Source organism: Burkholderia sp. RF7-non_BP4 (assembly GCF_001521935.1).
GTDB lineage: Bacteria > Pseudomonadota > Gammaproteobacteria > Burkholderiales > Burkholderiaceae > Burkholderia > Burkholderia diffusa.
This window is the reverse complement of sequence record NZ_LOTA01000055.1, coordinates 1-17,362: the sequence shown is the minus strand read 5'-3', so window position 1 is coordinate 17,362 and position 17,362 is coordinate 1. Positions and strand designations below refer to the sequence as shown.

The following is a 17,362-nucleotide window of genomic DNA, read 5'->3' as shown; positions in this document are numbered from 1 at the left end:
GTCACGCGAACGGAGCCCCGTCGATGCCGATCATCGAATCGAAACTGAACCCGCGTTCGGAAGACTTCCGCGCGAACGCCGCGGCGCTGGAGGCGGTCGTCGCCGACCTGCGCGCGAAGATCGAACAGCTCGCGCAAGGCGGCGGCCAGGCCGCGCGCGACAAGCACCTGTCGCGCGGCAAGCTGCTGCCGCGCGACCGCATCGCGCAACTGCTCGATCCGGGTGCGCCGTTCCTCGAGCTGTCGCAGCTCGCGGCGAACGGCATGTACAACGACGACGCGCCGGGCGCGGGCGTGATCACCGGGATCGGCCGGATCGCGGGCCGCGAGTGCGTGATCGTATGCAACGACGCGACGGTCAAGGGCGGCACTTACTACCCGATGACCGTGAAGAAGCACGTGCGCGCGCAGGAAATCGCCGCGGAAAACCGGCTGCCGTGCGTGTACCTCGTCGATTCGGGCGGCGCGAACCTGCCGAACCAGGACGACGTGTTTCCCGATCGCGACCACTTCGGGCGCATCTTCTTCAACCAGGCCACGATGTCCGCCGCGGGAATCGCGCAGATCGCGGTCGTGATGGGCTCGTGCACGGCGGGCGGCGCGTATGTGCCGGCGATGAGCGACGAGTCGATCATCGTGAAGAACCAAGGCACGATTTTCCTCGGCGGCCCGCCGCTCGTGAAGGCCGCGACCGGCGAGGAAGTGAGCGCCGAGGATCTCGGCGGCGGCGACGTGCACACGCGCCTGTCGGGCGTGGCCGACCATCTCGCGCAGAACGACGCGCATGCGCTGTCGATCGCGCGCAGCATCGTCGGTCATCTCGCGCCGAAGATCGCGTCGCCGGTGGCGGTGCGCGAGCCGAAGCCGCCGCGCTACGACGCGAAGAGCCTGTACGGCGTGATTCCGGTCGACACGCGCAAGCCGTTCGACGTGCGCGAGGTGATCGCGCGCATCGTCGACGATTCGGAGTTCGATGAATTCAAGGCGCGCTTCGGCACGACGCTCGTCACGGGCTTCGCGCACATCTGGGGCCATCCGGTCGGGATCGTCGCGAACAACGGCATCCTGTTCTCCGAATCGGCCGTGAAGGGCGCGCATTTCATCGAGCTGTGCTGCCAGCGCAAGATTCCGCTCGTGTTCCTGCAGAACATCACGGGCTTCATGGTCGGCCGCAAGTACGAGAACGAAGGCATCGCGCGCCATGGCGCGAAGATGGTGACGGCCGTGTCGAACGCGAAGGTGCCGAAGTTCACGGTGATCATCGGCGGCTCGTTCGGCGCGGGCAACTACGGGATGTGCGGCCGCGCGTTCGGCCCGCGTTTCCTGTGGATGTGGCCGAATGCGCGGATCTCGGTGATGGGCGGCGAGCAGGCGGCATCGGTGCTCGCGACCGTGCGCCGCGACGGCATCGAGGCGAAGGGCGGCACGTGGTCGGCCGAGGACGAGGATGCCTTCAAGCAGCCGATCCGCGACCAATACGAGCGCCAGGGGCATCCGTATTACGCGAGCGCGCGGCTGTGGGACGACGGCGTGATCGACCCCGCGCAGACGCGCGACGTGCTGGGCCTCGGCCTCGCCGCGTCGATGAACGCGCCGATCGACGACACGCGCTTCGGCGTGTTCCGCATGTAACGGCCGGGAGGGCTGACCGATGCGATACGAAACGATCAAGGTAAGCGAAGCCGGCCGCGTGGCGACCGTCACGCTCGCGCGGCCCGACGTGCGCAACGCGTTCAACGAGACGACGATCGCCGAGCTGACCACCGCGTTCGAGTGGCTCGATGCGCACGCCGGCGTGCGCGCGGTCGTGCTAGCGGCGGAAGGCGCCGCGTTCTGCGCGGGCGCGGACCTGAACTGGATGAAGAAGATGGCCGGTTACTCGGACGATGAGAACCGCGCCGACGCGCGCAAGCTCGCGCGGATGCTCGAGGCGATCCATCGCTGCGGCAAGCCGGTGATCGCGCGCGTGCACGGCGACGCGTATGCGGGCGGCGTGGGCCTCGTCGCGGCGGCCGACATCGCGATCGCCGCCGACGGCGCGAAGTTCTGCCTGTCCGAAGCGCGGCTCGGGCTGATTCCGGCAACGATCGCGCCGTACGTCGTGCGCGCGATGGGCGAGCGCGCGGCGCGTCGCTACTTCACGACGGCCGAAGTGTTCGACAGCGCGCGCGCCGCGTCGCTCGGCTTCATTCACGATGCCGTGCCGGCCGAGGCGCTCGACGAAACGGTCGCGAAGCTGGCCGCGACGCTCGTCGCGAACGGCCCCGACGCGGTGCGGGCATGCAAGCGGCTCGTCGCCGACGTGGCCGGCCGGCCGCTCGACGCGACGCTGATCGAGCAGACCGCCGACTGGATCGCGCGGACCCGCGCCGGCGCGGAAGCGCGCGAAGGGATCGCGTCCTTCCTCGAGAAACGCACGCCTTCGTGGCGTGAATGACGGCGTGCCCCTAACTTTCCGGACGACACCGAAGCCATGTTCGACAAGATTCTGATCGCCAACCGCGGCGAAATCGCCTGCCGCGTCGCCGCGACGTGCAAACGTCTCGGGATCGCGAGCGTCGCCGTCTATTCCGACGCGGACGCGAACGCGAAGCACGTCGCCGCGTGCGACGAGGCCGTGCACATCGGCGGCTCGGCGGCCGCGGACAGCTACCTGCGCATCGAGCGCATCATCGAGGCCGCGCGCGCGACCGGCGCGCAGGCCATCCACCCGGGCTACGGTTTCCTGTCCGAGAACGAGGATTTCGCGCATGCGTGCGAAGCGGCCGGCATCGCGTTCATCGGGCCGCCGGTCGACGCGATCGCGGCGATGGGCTCGAAGGCCGCCGCGAAAGCGCTGATGCACGCGGCCGCGGTGCCGCTCGTGCCCGGCTACCACGGCGACGACCAGGACGCGGCCAACCTGCATCGCGAAGCCGACGAGATCGGCTACCCGGTGCTGCTGAAGGCGAGCGCGGGCGGCGGCGGCAAGGGCATGCGCGTGGTCGAGCGCTCCGAGGACTTTCCGGCGGCGCTCGCGTCGTGCCAGCGCGAGGCCGCGAGCAGCTTCGGCAACGATCGCGTGCTGATCGAGAAATACCTGACGCGCCCGCGTCACGTCGAAGTGCAGGTGTTCGGCGACACGCACGGCAACACCGTCTACCTGTTCGACCGCGACTGCTCGGTGCAGCGCCGTCACCAGAAAGTGCTCGAGGAAGCGCCGGCGCCGGGGCTGCATGAAGACGTGCGCCAGGCGATGGGCGAGGCGGCGGTCGCGGCCGCGCGTGCGGTGAATTACGTCGGCGCGGGCACCGTCGAATTCATCATGACGGGCGACGCGTTCTACTTCATGGAAATGAACACGCGCCTGCAGGTCGAGCATCCGGTCACCGAGATGGTCACGGGGCTCGATCTCGTCGAATGGCAACTGCGCGTCGCAGCGGGCGAGCCGCTGCCGCTGCAGCAGGACGAGCTGCGCGTGCAGGGCCACGCGATCGAAGCGCGTCTCTACGCGGAGAATCCGGCGCGCGGCTTCCTGCCGTCCACCGGCACGCTGAAGCACTTGCGGCTGCCGGAAGGCGTCGAATTCGCGATCGGCGCGCCGGTGCGCGTCGACAGCGGCGTGCGCGAAGGCGACGCGATCACGCCGTTCTACGATCCGATGATCGCGAAGCTGATCGTGCACGGCGCGGACCGCGAAGAAGCGCTCGGCCGGATGCTGCGCGCGCTGCGGGCATGCGAGGTGGTCGGCCTGCACACGAACGCCGCGTTCCTGCAGCGGATCGTCACCTGCGCGCCGTTCGCAATTGCCGATCTCGACACGGGCCTGATCGAGCGCAACCATGCTGCGCTGTTCGCGCCGCAACAGCCGCCGCGCGCGACGCTCGCGCTGGCCTGCGCGGCGCTGCTCGCGCGCGAGCGCGATGCGGCCGCACGGGAAGGCGCGTCGCCGTGGCGCGCGCTGCCGGACTGGCGGCTGAACGGCGGCTATCGCCGCACGCTCGAATGGCATGCGCCCGAACGCGAAGCGGACGTGACGGTCACCTACCTGGACGACGGCGGCAGCACGCGCATCGCCACCGGCGACGCGGCCGCGCAGCCGTTCGCATGGGCACGCGGCGCCACGCCGCTCGACTTCGACGTAACGCTCGACGGCGTGCGCAGCAGCGGCCGCGTGTATGCGGACGGCGACAGTTTCCACGTATTCACGCAGGGTGTCGCCGAGACGTTCGAATGGCGCAACGTGCTCGCGCACGCCGGCGATGCCGAACATGGCGGCGGCCGCCTGACCGCGCCGATGCCCGGCAAGGTGATCGCGGTGCTGGTCGAGCCGGGCCAGAAGGTCGAGGCCGGCACGCCGCTGATCGTGATGGAAGCGATGAAGATGGAGCACACGATCGGCGCGCCGGGCGCGGGCGTCGTCGCCGAAGTGCTGTACGGCGTCGGCGACCAGGTCGCGGATGGCGCGCAGTTGCTGATGATGGCGGAAGGCTGACCGGGGCGTGCGTCGCGCACGGGCCGGCGTGGCGCCTCGCGGCGCGACGCCGGCCTTGTCGCATCTGGCGCCGGCGGCGCGCATGGCATGCCGTGCGGTGCACCCGGTCGCCAACCGGCGCCGTTGGCGCCGCGTATGACCATGCATGACAGTCTGGCGGCCGGCGCTCCGCTAGACTGGCGGATTGCTCGCGCGGCCGCGTGCCGCGCGCTACACTGCGACCATTCAACCTCCCATCCCGCCGACGATGACGTCTCCTGTCCTGAACGGCCTGCGCATCGGTATCACGATCGGTCTGCGCACCCCCGACGAAAGCCTGTGGATCAACGGTATCAAGCAGAACGCGCTGTTTCTCGCGAAGCTGCTGATGGCATCACCGCACGGCTACCGCGTGACACTGGTCAACACGACCGACGTGCCGCTGACCGACGCGCTGCCGTGGGATCGCACCGTGTACGACACGCGCGCGTTCGCGGACATGAAGGATGCGCTCGACGTGGTGATCGAACTCGGCGGCCAGATCGACGCCGCGCAGACGGCTTACCTGAAGGCGCGCGGCGCGAAGATCGTCAGCTACTGCTGCGGCGTCGAGTACATCAACGCGATGGAATCGATGCTGTTCGGCCGCCGGCTGTGGGATTCGCTGTTCATCAACCGCGGCTACGACGAGGTGTGGGCGATTCCGCAGATCGCGCCGTCGTCGCTGCCGTTCCTGCAGTCGCTGCGCCGCTGCCCGGGGCGCGTCGTGCCGTTCGTGTGGGATCCGATGTTCCTCGACGCGCGTGCGGCATCGCTGCCCGGGCACGGCGAGTACCGCCCGCGCAGCGAGCCGGGCAAGCGGCTCACGGTGATGGAGCCGAACCACAACGTCGTGAAGTTCTGCGTGTACCCGATGCTGATCATCGACGAAGCGTACCGGCGCGACCCCGATGCGATCTGCTTCGCGCACGTGACGAACGCCGACCGTCTCGCGCACGACAGCCCGGAGTTCGTGATGCTGATGAACTACCTGGACATCGTGCGCGCCGGCAAGGCGAGCTTCGTCGGTCGCTTCGACACGCCGCTGTTCCTGGCCGACCTGACCGACATCGTGGTGTCGCATCAATGGTCGAACCCGCTCAACTACTTCTATTTCGACGTGTGCTGGCAGGGCTATCCGCTCGTGCACAACGCGAGCCTCGCGCCCGATCTCGGCTACTACTACCCGGACAATGACGTGCAGAAGGGCGCGGAGGCGTTGCTGCACGCGCTGCACACGCACGACGACGACTGGGAAGGGTACACGCGGCGCCAGCGCGAGATCCTTGGCCGCTATACGTCGGCGAACCCCGCGCTCGTCGCCGAATACGATGCGCTGCTCGCGAACCTGATCGGCGCGACGGCGGCGTGAGTTGCGCGTGCCGCAAGCCGTCGTCCGGATTGTCTCCGGTTAATGTCTGAAGAAATGGTGCCATTAAAAAAGAAACCGTCGAACCGGGGAAGATTCGACGGTTTTGAAGGCACGAATTTGACGGCTCCGAGGGAAGTCCGTCAGAAATTATTTTAGAGGTTAACGAGTCAGAAAGATTGTTAAACATCTTTCAATCGGCGGCGGTCATATAATTCGGTCGGATATTATCGCCTCTGACTTGTATGATTAATATTCGGTCATTATCAATATCGTTTGAAACGACGGAATTCAATTCTGTCGAGACCGAATGTGCCGTGTCGGGTCATCGGCGGCGCACGATGCGGGCGGCTACGGCGAAATCCGGGTATCGAGCCCGGGTAGTTTTCGCTGGCGGTTATTTGTCATACAAAAATATCGAACATCCGATTTTTGAAACTAGTCGTGCGGTAAATCGATTCACCGAGCGGTGTTCGAGTGGATCAAAATAAACGATATCGATTGGCGTTTTGCAGGTGATTTTGTGTAATCTGCCGCACTGTTGTCGACGTGCCCGCGTGGTGTATTTCCTGTATTTGAATATCGTTGACAATATCGGGTTTGACGGCGCGCTGAAATAAAAAGTACGCTCCCGGAAAAGATCAAAACAAGAGGATGGGCCGGGTAGGCGGTGGCGCGTGTCGTGGTCGGCTCGCGCCATATGTATCGAGAGCGCGGGCCGTCATCGGCGGTCCGACATTTGCCGGAGCGCCGGATGAATGCGGTCGAACCTCGCCTGGAGGCGAACAGCGTTGCGAATCGGGACGAGATCGATCTCGTGTTCGGCGCGCAGGACGATCACCCCGACCTTGCGTCGGTACGCAGTTTCGTCGAAAGCCGGCTCGGATTCGCGCGCGAGCCGGTCTGCCGCGCCGACCTGTCGGGCGGCGTGCTGTATCACGAATGTCTTGCGCGGCTGCGCTGGGGATCGCGCGATGCATTGCCACCGCTCGCGTTCCTGCCGCGCCTCGAATCGCTCGGGCTGATGCGCTGGTTCGACCGCCTCGTGGTGAGTCGGACGATCGACGCGCTGCGCGCCGATCCGAACGCCGTATACGGCTGCAACGTCGCGGCGATGAGCGCGGTGGTGGACGACGCGTGGCTGGCCATTTTCAGGCGGCTCGAGCGCGAGCCGTCGGTCGCGGCGCGGCTGGTCGTCGAGATTACCGAGACGGGGCCGCTGAATCCCGTCGCGGGCCGGTCGTTCGTGAACCGGTTTCGCCAGGCCGGTTGCCGCGTCGCGATCGACGACTTCGGCGTCGGCTTCAGCGCGCTGAACAACCTGGTGGTCGGCAACCCCGATATCGTGAAGCTCGACAGGTCCGTCCTGTCGCTGATCAAGCGCAACGCGATCGGGCGTTACCAGTTTCGCCGGCTGATCGCGTTCGCGCATGAAAGCGCGCGGCACGTCGTCGTCGAAGGCGTGGAGAACGAGATCGACCGGCAGATCATCCTGGATTCCGGCGTCGCCTGGGCGCAGGGCATCCGCTTTACATGGCGGTCGCCGGCCGCCGCATGACGCCGCGGCGCGGGCGCGGCGCGCCGGCATCGGGCAACGAAGGATTGCAAAGGGGCGTGGGTATGGCGGCGACGAAGAAGGCCGGGCACGGAACGGGCACGCAGGCGGTCGATGCGCGCGAACTCGTCGCGATCGCCGAACTGGCCGACATGCTGTGGCAGCTCGGCGCCGAATCGACCGAAGCGCCGCTCGACGTCGCACCGTATCTCGATGGCCTGAAGGCCGTTGCGTATCGTATTCGCCGGATGAAGCCGCTCGACGCCGACGGCCGCGAACTCGCGGCGCGGCACTACTATGCCGGCGTGTTTGCGGGCGCCTGCGGCGACGATTCGGCGATTGCGTGCGGCGTATCCGGCAGCCTCGCGCGGCACGCCGGCCAGGTCAGCCGTGCCGCGCTCCGCTGTTTCGCGGGGCTGGCGCGGATCGGACGCCGCCACGGCCGCCTGTTCGCCACGCACGGCGGCGACCGGGTGCCGCCCTGGCGCCCGCTCGCGCACCGCGCCTGACGTTCGCCGATCGCGGGCGTGCGGCGCTCGGCAAGCGCCCCGTCAGTCTTTTCCGAATCCGCCGAGCACGAGCGCCAGCGCGCGATCGACCGCATCGTCCCATTGACCCGGACGCGCGGCGCGCACGATCCGGATGCCCGGATACAGCGCGGTACGCGAGCCGGTTTCCCAGCGCGCATCGGCTTTCGGGCTCAGCAGCAGGACCGCCGGCACGCCCAACGCGCCGGCCAGATGGATGTGCGCGGTGCAGGTGGTGACCACGGCATCCATCGCGAGCATCAGCGCGGCCAGATCGCTGAAATCGCCGATCGCGTGATGCGGGAACGTGATCGGCAGATTCGACGGCTCGAACTGCGCGGCGGTCAGCACGTTCTCGCTGGCGAGGGTCGCGCGCGCGGCTTCGTCGCGCCGGCCGGCACGCAGCAGCAGCGCCGAGCGCGCGAGTTCGACACGGCCACGCAGCGCGTCGGGTCTTGATCAGCGCTTCGGCCTGCCGCGTGCTGTGCCGGTCGATGACGAACGGACCGTGGATCGAATCGACCACGACGAAATTGCGGGCGGTGTGCTCATGAACGGCTGGCGGACGGATGCGCTCAGCCCAGCGCACGCCCGGCGAACAGGCGCTGGATCTGCTCGGAATACGCGCGAACGTTGTGGTCGGCGAGCGTGTCGACCTGCTGCAGACAGCGGCGGGCCGCCGCGGCGTAATCGTCGAGCCGCGCGTCGTGCGTTTGCGCGGCGGTTGCGATCGCGCGCGCCGCGTCGAAGATCTCGAAGTCCGGGTAGTAATAGCCGACGTCGCGCAGGAACGGCGAGTTGTGCACGAGCGGGTAGTTGCCGTACAGCGCGTCGTACAGCAGGTAGTTCAGGCCGTTTTCCCAGTGGTGCGACACGACGATGTCGGTGTGATGCGCGGCCCAAGCGACGAACGGCGCGCGCACGTCGGCCGTCGCCTTGCCGTCGCGCACCATTTCGAGCCCGAGCGCGAGATGCTTGAAGGCGACGTTTTCCTTCTTGTCGAACGTGTTGGTCATGTACACGTGCTCGACGAGTTCCGGGTGCTCGACGTAGCACGCATTCGCGGCCAGCATCGGCACGATCGAACTCTTCACGACGTTCAGGTTCGGTTCGAAGAACGCGATGCGCTTGGCCGGGCCGTGATTGCGATAGCCGAAGCGCGCCTTCAGTTCGGGATCGGCGTCGAGGCTGCGTTCGATGAAGTACGGCGACCAGATGTGCGGCAGCTCGATCACCGGCGCGCGATACACGGCCTGGAAGTAGGCCGCGCACGTGTGCATGTGCTGCGGGTTGGTCCAGATCTCGTCGAATTGCACGCGGTTCGGGTTCGGCCGCCAGTTGTTCTTCTCGAAGTTGATCGTCTCGACCGCGATCACGTAGTCGTTGCCGAAGCGGTACGACACGCACTTGCCGCCGCGCTGGCGCACCGCGTCCGTGTGCGACGGATCGATGAACGCGTTCATCTCGATCAGCAGGTCGGTCTGGTGGACGATCGACGACAGCGGCCGCAGCGCGTCGCCGAACGCGTCCATCATCAGCGCCTGCGGGTAGTCGGTGATGCCGTCGTCGTGCGCGAGCCACACTTCGCCGATCAGCGGCGAGCGTTTCAGCAGCATGTACAGGTACACGCAATGCTGGTTCGCGCCGTTGTACCAGATCGACTGCGTCGCGTCGCGCTGAACGTTCATCGTAATCGCGACATTGATTTTCATCGGCGGCTCCGGGTGGACGGTTCGCGGTTCAAGGCGTGTCGTTCTGCGACTGGCGCGGCACGTAGCCGGTCAGGTGCCAGCGGCCGTCGTCGAGGCGAAAGCTCAGCTTTTCATACACGGTCGTCCCGGTCCTGAGTGTCGTCGTAAAGTCGACACTCGCATAAAGCCCGTCGGGCATCGACGACGAATTCGTGTAGCGAATGCGCGTGATCTGCGCCCAGCCGCGATGGCTGACCATGCCGACCGACTGGCGCGCGCGCTGCATGTCCACGGCGAACTGGTCCTGCCTGATGCGCGCCTTCACGAACGCGGCGGAGTCGTTCCACACCGCGGCGTACTGGCCGGCGTCGAGCTGTTTGAAGACCGCATCGGCATCGCGCAGCAGCGCGTCGGCCGATTCGCCGTCGGCTTGCGCGTGCGCACCGATCGCGATCGACGCGATGGCGCAGCCGATCAGCCATTTCGTGCGGGCGAGGGGCGGGTGTGCGTTCATGTTGAGGCCCGGAGCAGGCGGCGCGTCATGCGTCGCGATAGAGCGATGCGATCGCGTCGGAATATGCGGCGACGTTGTCGGGGTTGTAGATGCTGACCGAGTCGAGCACGTGCTTCGATTGCTCGCGGTACGCATCGAGGTTCGCATCGTGCTCGGCGAACGCCTGCAGCAGCGCACGGCCGCCGGCCTGGCAATCGAAGTCCGGATAGAAATACCCGGCCTTGCCGAGGAACGGCGAGTTGTGGATCAACGGATAGTCGCCGTACAGCAGTTCGTAGTACAGGTAGTTCTGCGCGTTTTCCCACGTGTGCGACACCACCGCGTCGCCGTAGGCGGCCATGAACTCGTACACCGCATAGCGGCTTTCGAACGTCGTGATGCCGTGGTTGACGATGTCGAGGCTCTTCGCGAAGTGAACGAAGGTCGCATGTTCCTTCAGGTGCAGCGTATTGCACACGCGCACGAACTCGAGGAATTCGGGCTTCGCGCGGTACGCCTCTTCCGTGACCAGCATCGGGATGATGCTCGTCTTCACCATGCAGATGTTCGGCTCGAACATCGTCACGCGCCAGCGCGGCTTGCCGGGCTGATAGCCGAACGACAAACCGGCGCCGAGCGTTGCACGCGCCTTGTCGAACAGCATCGGATGCCAGATGTGCGGAACGATCGTCACCGGCGCGCGCAGGCCCGTCTGGTAATAGTGCAGGCACGAGCGCTCGAATTCGGGAATCGTCCACACCGCGTCGTACGGCGCGCCCGAGAACAGGAAGCCCGACGGCTTGTCGAACATCGCGCGCTCGATGTCGATCACGTAGTCGTTGCCGACCCGCATCGTGACGACCTTGCCGCCGCGGTCGCGGAACGCGCGCAGATAGTCGGCGCCGAACTGCGCGCTCATTTCGATCAGCACGTCGCAGCGCTCGAGCGCTGCGTCCATCGACAGGAGCGGCACGTCCCACTCGCCGAGCATCATCTGCGGATCGGCGACCTGTTCGCCGCCGTTCACCATCACGGCTTCCGCGACGAGCGGCGACTGGCGCAGCAGCAGGATCAGCAGCAGGCAGTTCTGGAAGATGCCGTTTTCCCACAGCGACTGGCCGGCGCCGCGTACGAACAGCGACACGCCGACGACGAGACGCTTGCCCTCGCCGGGCGCTTGACGGGCTTTGGAGTCCGACATGCGTATGCTCCGGTTCAGGCGACCAGGCGCGCGACGAACGCGTCCAGGTTCGCGGGGTTGTCGATCGAGACCGACTGCAGCAGCCGGCCGGCTTTCGCACGATAGTCGTCGAGCCGCTCGTCGTGATGCAGCCATGCATCGCGCAGCGCCTGGCCACCGCCGGCGGAATCGAAATCCGGATAGTAATAGCCGGCATCGCCGAGCAGCGTCGAGTTGTGGATCAGCGGATAGCCGCCGTACAGCACGTCGTAGTACAGATAGTTCTGCGCGTTTTCCCAGTGGTGGGACACGACGGCGTCCGCGTGGCGCGCCATGAAGCCCGGCAGGTCGATGCGCGGCTCGAACGTCGCCTTTTGCTGGCGCACGAGGTCGAGGCTGTTCGCGAAGTGCACGAACGTCGGATGCGCCTTCATCTGCATCGAGTTGACGACGAACAGATGCCGCACCGCGTCCGGCTGTGCGCGGTAGAACTCGTCGCACGCGAGCATCGGGTAGTGGCAGGACTTCACGACCGAGATGTTCGGCTCGAGCGTGGCGAGATTCCACGGACGGCGGCCCGGCCGATAGCCGAACGTCAGGCCTTCGCTCGCCAGCGCGGCGATGCGGCGATCGAGGAAGTACGGCGACCACAGATGCGGAATCGTGAAGACCGGCGCGCGCGTGAGCGTGCGCAACAGCGGCACGTCGATCTTCTGCGACTTCTCGAGCACCCACACTTCGTCGAACTGCGTGCCGTTGAAGACGTGTCCCGACGGTTTGCCGAAGATCGGCGTCTCGGCGAGGCCGCTGTAAGTATGGCCGACATAGCACGCGACGAGCTTCGTGCCGAGCGCCTTCACGTGCCGCATCCATTCGGTCGGCAACTGCGCGCCCATTTCGATCACGACGTCGAGTTCGTGCGTGACGTCGGAAGGCTTCACGAGCGGCACGTCGAGGCCGTCGAGTTCGAGGCCGGTCGGCAGTGCGTTGGCGTCGCCGCCGTTCAGGAAATAGACGGGGCCGACGCGGTCGGAGCGCTTGAGCATCATCGCGAGGTACGCGATGTTCTGGTGAATCCCGTTTTCCCAGATCGCCTGGCCGTCCCGCGCAAACAGCGAGATGCCGACGGCCGGCCGTTGCTTGCGGGTGCCGCCCGAGGCGGCTTGATTGATGTCCGTCACCGGTTGGTTTCCTCTGCGGCGTCGTGCGTTCGGCCGTGGCCGCGAAACGGCGCGCCGTGGATTGTCGTGGTCGCGTTCGCGCCGGCACGCACTGGAATGTGCGTCGAGCGGCGCGGATCGCGAGGCGGCCGCAGGATTCCGGGGTGTCGTCGGGCGAGTCTGGCACGGCGCGCGACGCGGTCGGAACGCTCCGGCAGCTGTCTGCGGCGATTGTGGCACGGAAGGCGCCGTTTTGTGGAGGGGGCTGACGAACTTTGACATAGCCGCCGGCACGGGAGCCGAGACCCCGGCGAAGCGGGGGCGACGGGCTCGGCAGGGTGCCGGCGGGGCAACCGCGCCCTGCCGGGTGAGGGCCGTCGTGCGCAGGCGCGAGGGCGCCCGGGCCGCGACGGCCGGCTGCTCAGCGCTGCAGCGAGATCTCGACGCGGCGGTTGCTCGCGCGGCCTTCGGCCGTCGCGTTGGACGCGACCGGATCGGCGCTGCCGCGGCCCGTGACCGACACGGACTGCGCTTTCAGCCCGTGCGCCTTCAGGTAGCTTGCGACGGTTTCCGCGCGGCGCTTCGACAGCGCGAGATTGGCGGCGTTGCCGCCGACCGAATCCGTATGGCCGGTGACCGTCACCTGCGTGTACGTGCGGTCTTCGCGTTCGCTCAGCAGCTTGTCGAGCGATGCGCGCGCGGCCGGCGTGAGCGTGGCCAGGCCCGTCGCGAACAGCGCGTCGCCCGCGAGGTTCACATGTTCGACCGCCGCGGGCGCGGGGGCCGGCGCCGGCTCGGCGGCCGACGCCGCCGCGGCCGGCGCGGCACCGCACTGGAATACGAGCGTCGCGGGATCCGAGCCGTCGCGCAGCGCACGGGCCGAGTCGACCGTGCGCACCGGCTGGTCGCCGCAGATCTTGCGGGCGGCCTTCATGCAGGTCTGCGGGCCCGACAGCAGGCCGTGGCAATCCACCTGGAAGGTGCGCACGCCGTCGCGCGGCTGCAGTTCGGATGCGCTGAAGGTCGGGCCGGATGCGGTCGAGCACGCGGCGAGGGCCGTTGCGGAAAGTGCGAGCGCAAGAGCGAGTTTGTTCACGATTACGTCCTCAATGCTTGGGTTGACTGAAGCCCGCCACGCGTTGCGCGGCGGGCTCGTCCTGCCGTCGGGGCCGCCCGCCGCCGTCGGGCTCGTGAGCCGGCGGCGTGGCGGCGCGACGCGTTACTTCCACTGGTACAGCATGCCGGCGCCGATCACCTTCTGACCGCCGCTGAAGCCGCCGTTGATCGACGCCTTCAGGTTCTCCGTGATGCGCGCCTGCATGTTGACCGCCATCGCCTTCTGACCGAGGAACGACGCGGTGCCGACACCCATCCCGAAGTTGGCGTCGCGATCGAGCTGCGGGATCGACGCCATCGCGCCGACGGCCGCGATACCCTGCTTCGCCATCTGGTCGGTCTGCTGCAGTTGCGAACCCAGCGAGTTGATCTGCGCCTGCTGGCCCGACAGTGCCGTCGACAGCGTCGTCTGCACCTGCGTCAGCTGGTTCACGTTCACCGCGTCCGTGCCTTGCGTACCCGGCGCGACGTTCGTGATCTGGCGCTGCTGCGTGTCGCTGCCGACCGACACCACGTTCGAACGGCCGCCGTCGGTCGAATTCGCGCCGATCGCCACCGAGTTCGAGCCGGCGGTGACCGTCGGCCGGTCGGAGCCGGTGCCGGTCATGTCGGCCGCGACGGCGGTGTTGTTCAACGTGCGCGTCGTGTTGTTGTTGATCGTGTTCGACAACTGGTTCACCTGATCGCCGAGATTCGTCACGCCGGTCGACAGCGAGGCCACCGTGCTGTTCGTCGTGCTCAGGCCGGTCGACAGCGAGCCGATGCCCGTCGACGTCGACGTGGACAGCGACGTGAGGTTGCTGTTCGTCGAGCTGAGGCCCGTCGACAGCGAGCTGATTGCCGTCGAGGTCGACGTGGACAGCGACGTGAGGTTGCTGTTCGTCGAGCTCAGGCCCGTGGACAGCGAACCGATGCCGGTCGACAGCGACGAGATGTTCGACGCGGTCGACGTCGACAGGCTGTTGACCGCCTGGTTCGTCGCGTTGAGCTGGCTGCCGTTGATCGCGTCCGTGCTGGTGGCCGATACCTGGCCTGCCGCGACGTTCGTGATCTGGCGTTCCGCACCGGGTGCGCCGACGCTGAAGACGCCCACCGGCGAGGTGCCGTAGACCGGGTACGTGATGCCGCCGACCGTGACGCTCGACACGCCGACGGCGTTGCCCGTGGTCGAGTTCGCGCCCATGGCGATCGAGTTCGCGACATTGGCCTGCGCGTTCGTGCCGAAGGCGAGCGCATCCGCGGCGGTGGCCGACGCACCCGAGCCGTAGGCCTGGGCGCCGGTCGCACTCGCGACAGCCTTGTTGCCGAGCGCGATCGTGTTGTCCGCGGTGGCCTGGTTCGAGCTGCCGAGGGCGAGCGCGCTGTTGCCGGTTGCCGTGTTCGCGTTGCCGAGCGCCACTGCGCCGGTGCCGGTCGCCGTGTCGTTCGCGCCCATCGCCACCGCGCCGGTGCCCGTTGCGATGCTCGGGTCGCCGATCGCGACCGCGCCGTCGCCGCTCGCCGTGTTGCCGGAGCCGATCGACACCGCCTTGCCGCCGGTGGCCGAAGCGTTCTGGCCGATGGCGACCGCGCCGGTCGACTGTGCGTTCGAGCCGTCGCCGACCGCGACGCTGCTGGCGCCCGCCGCGCTGGCGTTCACGCCGGCTGCCAGCGAGTTGACGCCCGTCGCGCCGTCGTTGGCGTAGTTGCCTTGCTGCGTGCCGTTGTCGTTGACGCTGTAGTAGTGCGTCTTCGCGGCTTCGATCGCGGTCGACGTCGAGGTGGACAGCGACGTGATCGAGCTGGTTGCCGTCGAGAGACCCGTCGAAGTCGAGGTGGACAGCGACAGCACCGTGCTGTCGGTCGAGCTCAGGCTGGTCGACAGCGAGCTGAGGCCGGTCGAGGTCGAAGTCGACAGTGACGTGACCGTGCTGTCGGTCGAGCTCAGGCCGGTGGACAGCGAGCTGATGCCGGTCGAAGTCGACGTGGACAACGACGTCAGCGAGCTGTTGGTCGAGCTGAGGCTGGTGGACAGCGAGCTGATGCCGGTCGAGGCCGAGGTGGACAGCGACGTGATCGTGCTGTTGGTCGAGCTGAGGCCCGTGGACAGCGAGTTGATGCCGGTCGAGGTCGACGTGGACAGCGAGCTGATCGAGCTGGTTGCCGAGGACAGGCCGGTCGACGTGGAGGTCGACAGCGAAGCCACCGTGCTATCGGTCGAGCTGAGGCCGGTGGACAGCGAGTTGATGCCGGTCGAGGTCGAGGTCGAGAGCGAGCTGATCGAGCTGGTTGCCGACGAGAGGCCGGTCGACGTGGAGGTCGAGAGCGACGCCACCGAGCTGTCGGTCGAGCTGAGGCCCGTGGACAGCGAGCTGATGCCGGTCGAGGTCGACGTGGACAACGAGCTGATCGAGCTGGTTGCCGACGACAGACCCGTCGACGTGGAGGTCGACAGCGAAGCCACTGTGCTATCGGTCGAGCTGAGGCCCGTGGACAGCGAGTTGATACCGGTCGAGGTCGACGTGGACAGCGAGCTGATCGAGCTGGTTGCCGAGGAGAGACCGGTCGACGTGGAAGTCGACAGCGAAGCCACCGTGCTATCGGTCGAGCTGAGGCCCGTGGACAGCGAGTTGATGCCGGTCGAGGTCGACGTGGACAGCGAGCTGATCGAGCTATTGGCCGACGAGAGGCCGGTCGACGTCGAGGTGGACAGGGAGCTGATCGAGCTGGTTGCCGACGACAGACCGGTCGACGTCGAAGTCGAGAGCGAAGCGACCGAGCTATCGGTCGAGCTGAGGCCGGTCGACAGCGAGTTGATGCCAGTCGAAGTCGACGTGGACAGCGAGCCGATCGAGCTATTCGCCGACGACAGACCCGTCGACGTGGACGATGACAGCGAAGCGACCGAGCTGTTGGTCGAGCTGAGGCCAGTCGACAGCGAGTTGATGCCAGTCGAAGTCGAAGTGGACAGCGAGCTGATCGAGCTATTGGCCGACGAGAGACCTGTCGACGTGGAGGTCGACAGCGAAGTCACCGAGCTGTTGGTCGAGCTGAGGCCGGTCGACAGCGAGTTGATACCCGTCGAGGTCGACGTGGACAGCGAGCTGATCGAGCTGTTCGCCGACGAGAGACCCGTCGACGTGGAGGTCGACAGCGAAGCGACCGAGCTGTCGGTCGAGCTCAAGCCCGTGGACAACGAGTTGATGCCCGTCGAAGTCGATGTGGACAGCGAGCTGATCGAGCTATTGGCCGACGAGAGGCCGGTCGAAGTCGAGGTGGACAGAGAGCTGATCGAGCTGGTTGCCGACGACAGACCGGTCGACGTGGAGGTCGACAGCGAAGCGACCGAGCTATCGGTCGAGCTGAGGCCGGTCGACAGCGAGTTGATCCCGGTCGAGGTCGAGGTGGACAACGAGCTGATCGAGCTGGTTGCCGACGAGAGACCGGTCGACGTGGAAGTCGACAGCGAAGCCACCGTGCTATCGGTCGAGCTGAGGCCCGTGGACAGCGAATTGATACCCGTCGAGGTCGAGGTCGAGAGCGACGAAATCGAGCTGGTTGCCGACGAGAGACCGGTCGACGTGGAGGTCGAAAGCGAAGCCACAGAGCTGTTGGTCGAGCTGAGGCCCGTGGACAGCGAGTTGATGCCCGTCGAGGTCGAAGTGGAAAGCGACGAGATCGAGCTGTTCGCCGACGACAGGCCGGTCGATGTGGAAGTCGACAGCGAAGCGACCGAGCTATCGGTCGAGCTGAGGCCTGTGGACAGCGAGTTGATACCCGTCGAGGTCGAAGTCGAGAGCG

The 17,362-nt window shown here is 67.0% G+C and carries 13 protein-coding genes; 6 read left to right on the top strand and 7 right to left on the bottom strand.

Features of this window, described 5'->3' with window-relative positions; genetic code table 11:
• Positions 1-23 precede the first annotated feature (23 nt).
• The 6 genes from WS49_RS20195 to WS49_RS20170 all read left to right on the top strand — a co-directional run bounded on the left by WS49_RS20195 (position 24) and on the right by WS49_RS20170 (position 7,924).
• Positions 24-1,631 carry a carboxyl transferase domain-containing protein gene (locus WS49_RS20195; protein ID WP_059532490.1) on the top strand — a complete coding sequence of 536 codons (1,608 nt, stop codon included), beginning with the start codon at positions 24-26 and terminating at the stop codon, positions 1,629-1,631.
• A gap of 19 nt (positions 1,632-1,650) precedes the next feature.
• Positions 1,651-2,436, top strand: a complete 786-nt coding sequence (locus WS49_RS20190; RefSeq protein WP_059532487.1) for an enoyl-CoA hydratase/isomerase family protein — start codon at positions 1,651-1,653, stop codon at positions 2,434-2,436.
• Between the two features lie 36 nt (positions 2,437-2,472).
• On the top strand, positions 2,473-4,473 hold the full coding sequence (locus tag WS49_RS20185; RefSeq protein WP_059532484.1) for an acetyl-CoA carboxylase biotin carboxylase subunit: 2,001 nt from the start codon (positions 2,473-2,475) through the stop codon (positions 4,471-4,473).
• A gap of 247 nt (positions 4,474-4,720) precedes the next feature.
• Positions 4,721-5,863 carry a DUF2827 domain-containing protein gene (locus WS49_RS20180; protein ID WP_059532481.1) on the top strand — a complete coding sequence of 381 codons (1,143 nt, stop codon included), beginning with the start codon at positions 4,721-4,723 and terminating at the stop codon, positions 5,861-5,863.
• A 751-nt stretch (positions 5,864-6,614) separates the two neighbouring features.
• The gene (locus WS49_RS20175; protein WP_059532478.1) at positions 6,615-7,418 is read left to right on the top strand and encodes an EAL domain-containing protein; all 804 of its coding nucleotides are present in this window, start codon (positions 6,615-6,617) and stop codon (positions 7,416-7,418) included.
• Between the two features lie 62 nt (positions 7,419-7,480).
• The gene (locus tag WS49_RS20170) at positions 7,481-7,924 is read left to right on the top strand and encodes a hypothetical protein (RefSeq protein ID WP_059532657.1); all 444 of its coding nucleotides are present in this window, start codon (positions 7,481-7,483) and stop codon (positions 7,922-7,924) included.
• 42 nt (positions 7,925-7,966) lie between these two features.
• On the opposite strand, the gene WS49_RS20165 is transcribed toward WS49_RS20170, so the two are convergent.
• The 7 genes from WS49_RS20165 to WS49_RS35170 all read right to left on the bottom strand — a co-directional run.
• Positions 7,967-8,293 carry a hypothetical protein gene (locus WS49_RS20165; protein WP_059532475.1) on the bottom strand — a complete coding sequence of 109 codons (327 nt, stop codon included), beginning with the start codon at positions 8,291-8,293 and terminating at the stop codon, positions 7,967-7,969.
• A 224-nt stretch (positions 8,294-8,517) separates the two neighbouring features.
• On the bottom strand, positions 8,518-9,654 hold the full coding sequence (locus WS49_RS20160; RefSeq protein WP_059532471.1) for a DUF2827 family protein: 1,137 nt from the start codon (positions 9,652-9,654) through the stop codon (positions 8,518-8,520).
• A 28-nt stretch (positions 9,655-9,682) separates the two neighbouring features.
• Positions 9,683-10,147 (bottom strand): DUF4019 domain-containing protein, encoded by a 465-nt coding sequence (locus WS49_RS20155; protein ID WP_059532468.1) that lies wholly within the window; start codon positions 10,145-10,147, stop codon positions 9,683-9,685.
• Positions 10,148-10,172: 25 nt separating this feature from the next.
• Entirely contained in the window at positions 10,173-11,327 is a 1,155-nt protein-coding gene (locus WS49_RS20150) for a DUF2827 domain-containing protein (protein WP_059532465.1), read from the bottom strand.
• Between the two features lie 14 nt (positions 11,328-11,341).
• Complete coding sequence (locus tag WS49_RS20145) at positions 11,342-12,487, bottom strand: DUF2827 domain-containing protein (RefSeq protein ID WP_059532461.1); 1,146 nt, start codon at positions 12,485-12,487, stop codon at positions 11,342-11,344.
• Positions 12,488-12,887: 400 nt separating this feature from the next.
• Complete coding sequence (locus WS49_RS20140) at positions 12,888-13,562, bottom strand: OmpA family protein (protein ID WP_059532458.1); 675 nt, start codon at positions 13,560-13,562, stop codon at positions 12,888-12,890.
• A 123-nt stretch (positions 13,563-13,685) separates the two neighbouring features.
• Positions 13,686-17,362 (bottom strand): YadA-like family protein (locus WS49_RS35170; RefSeq protein ID WP_179949551.1); only part of this gene is annotated, 3,677 nt, incomplete at its 5' end.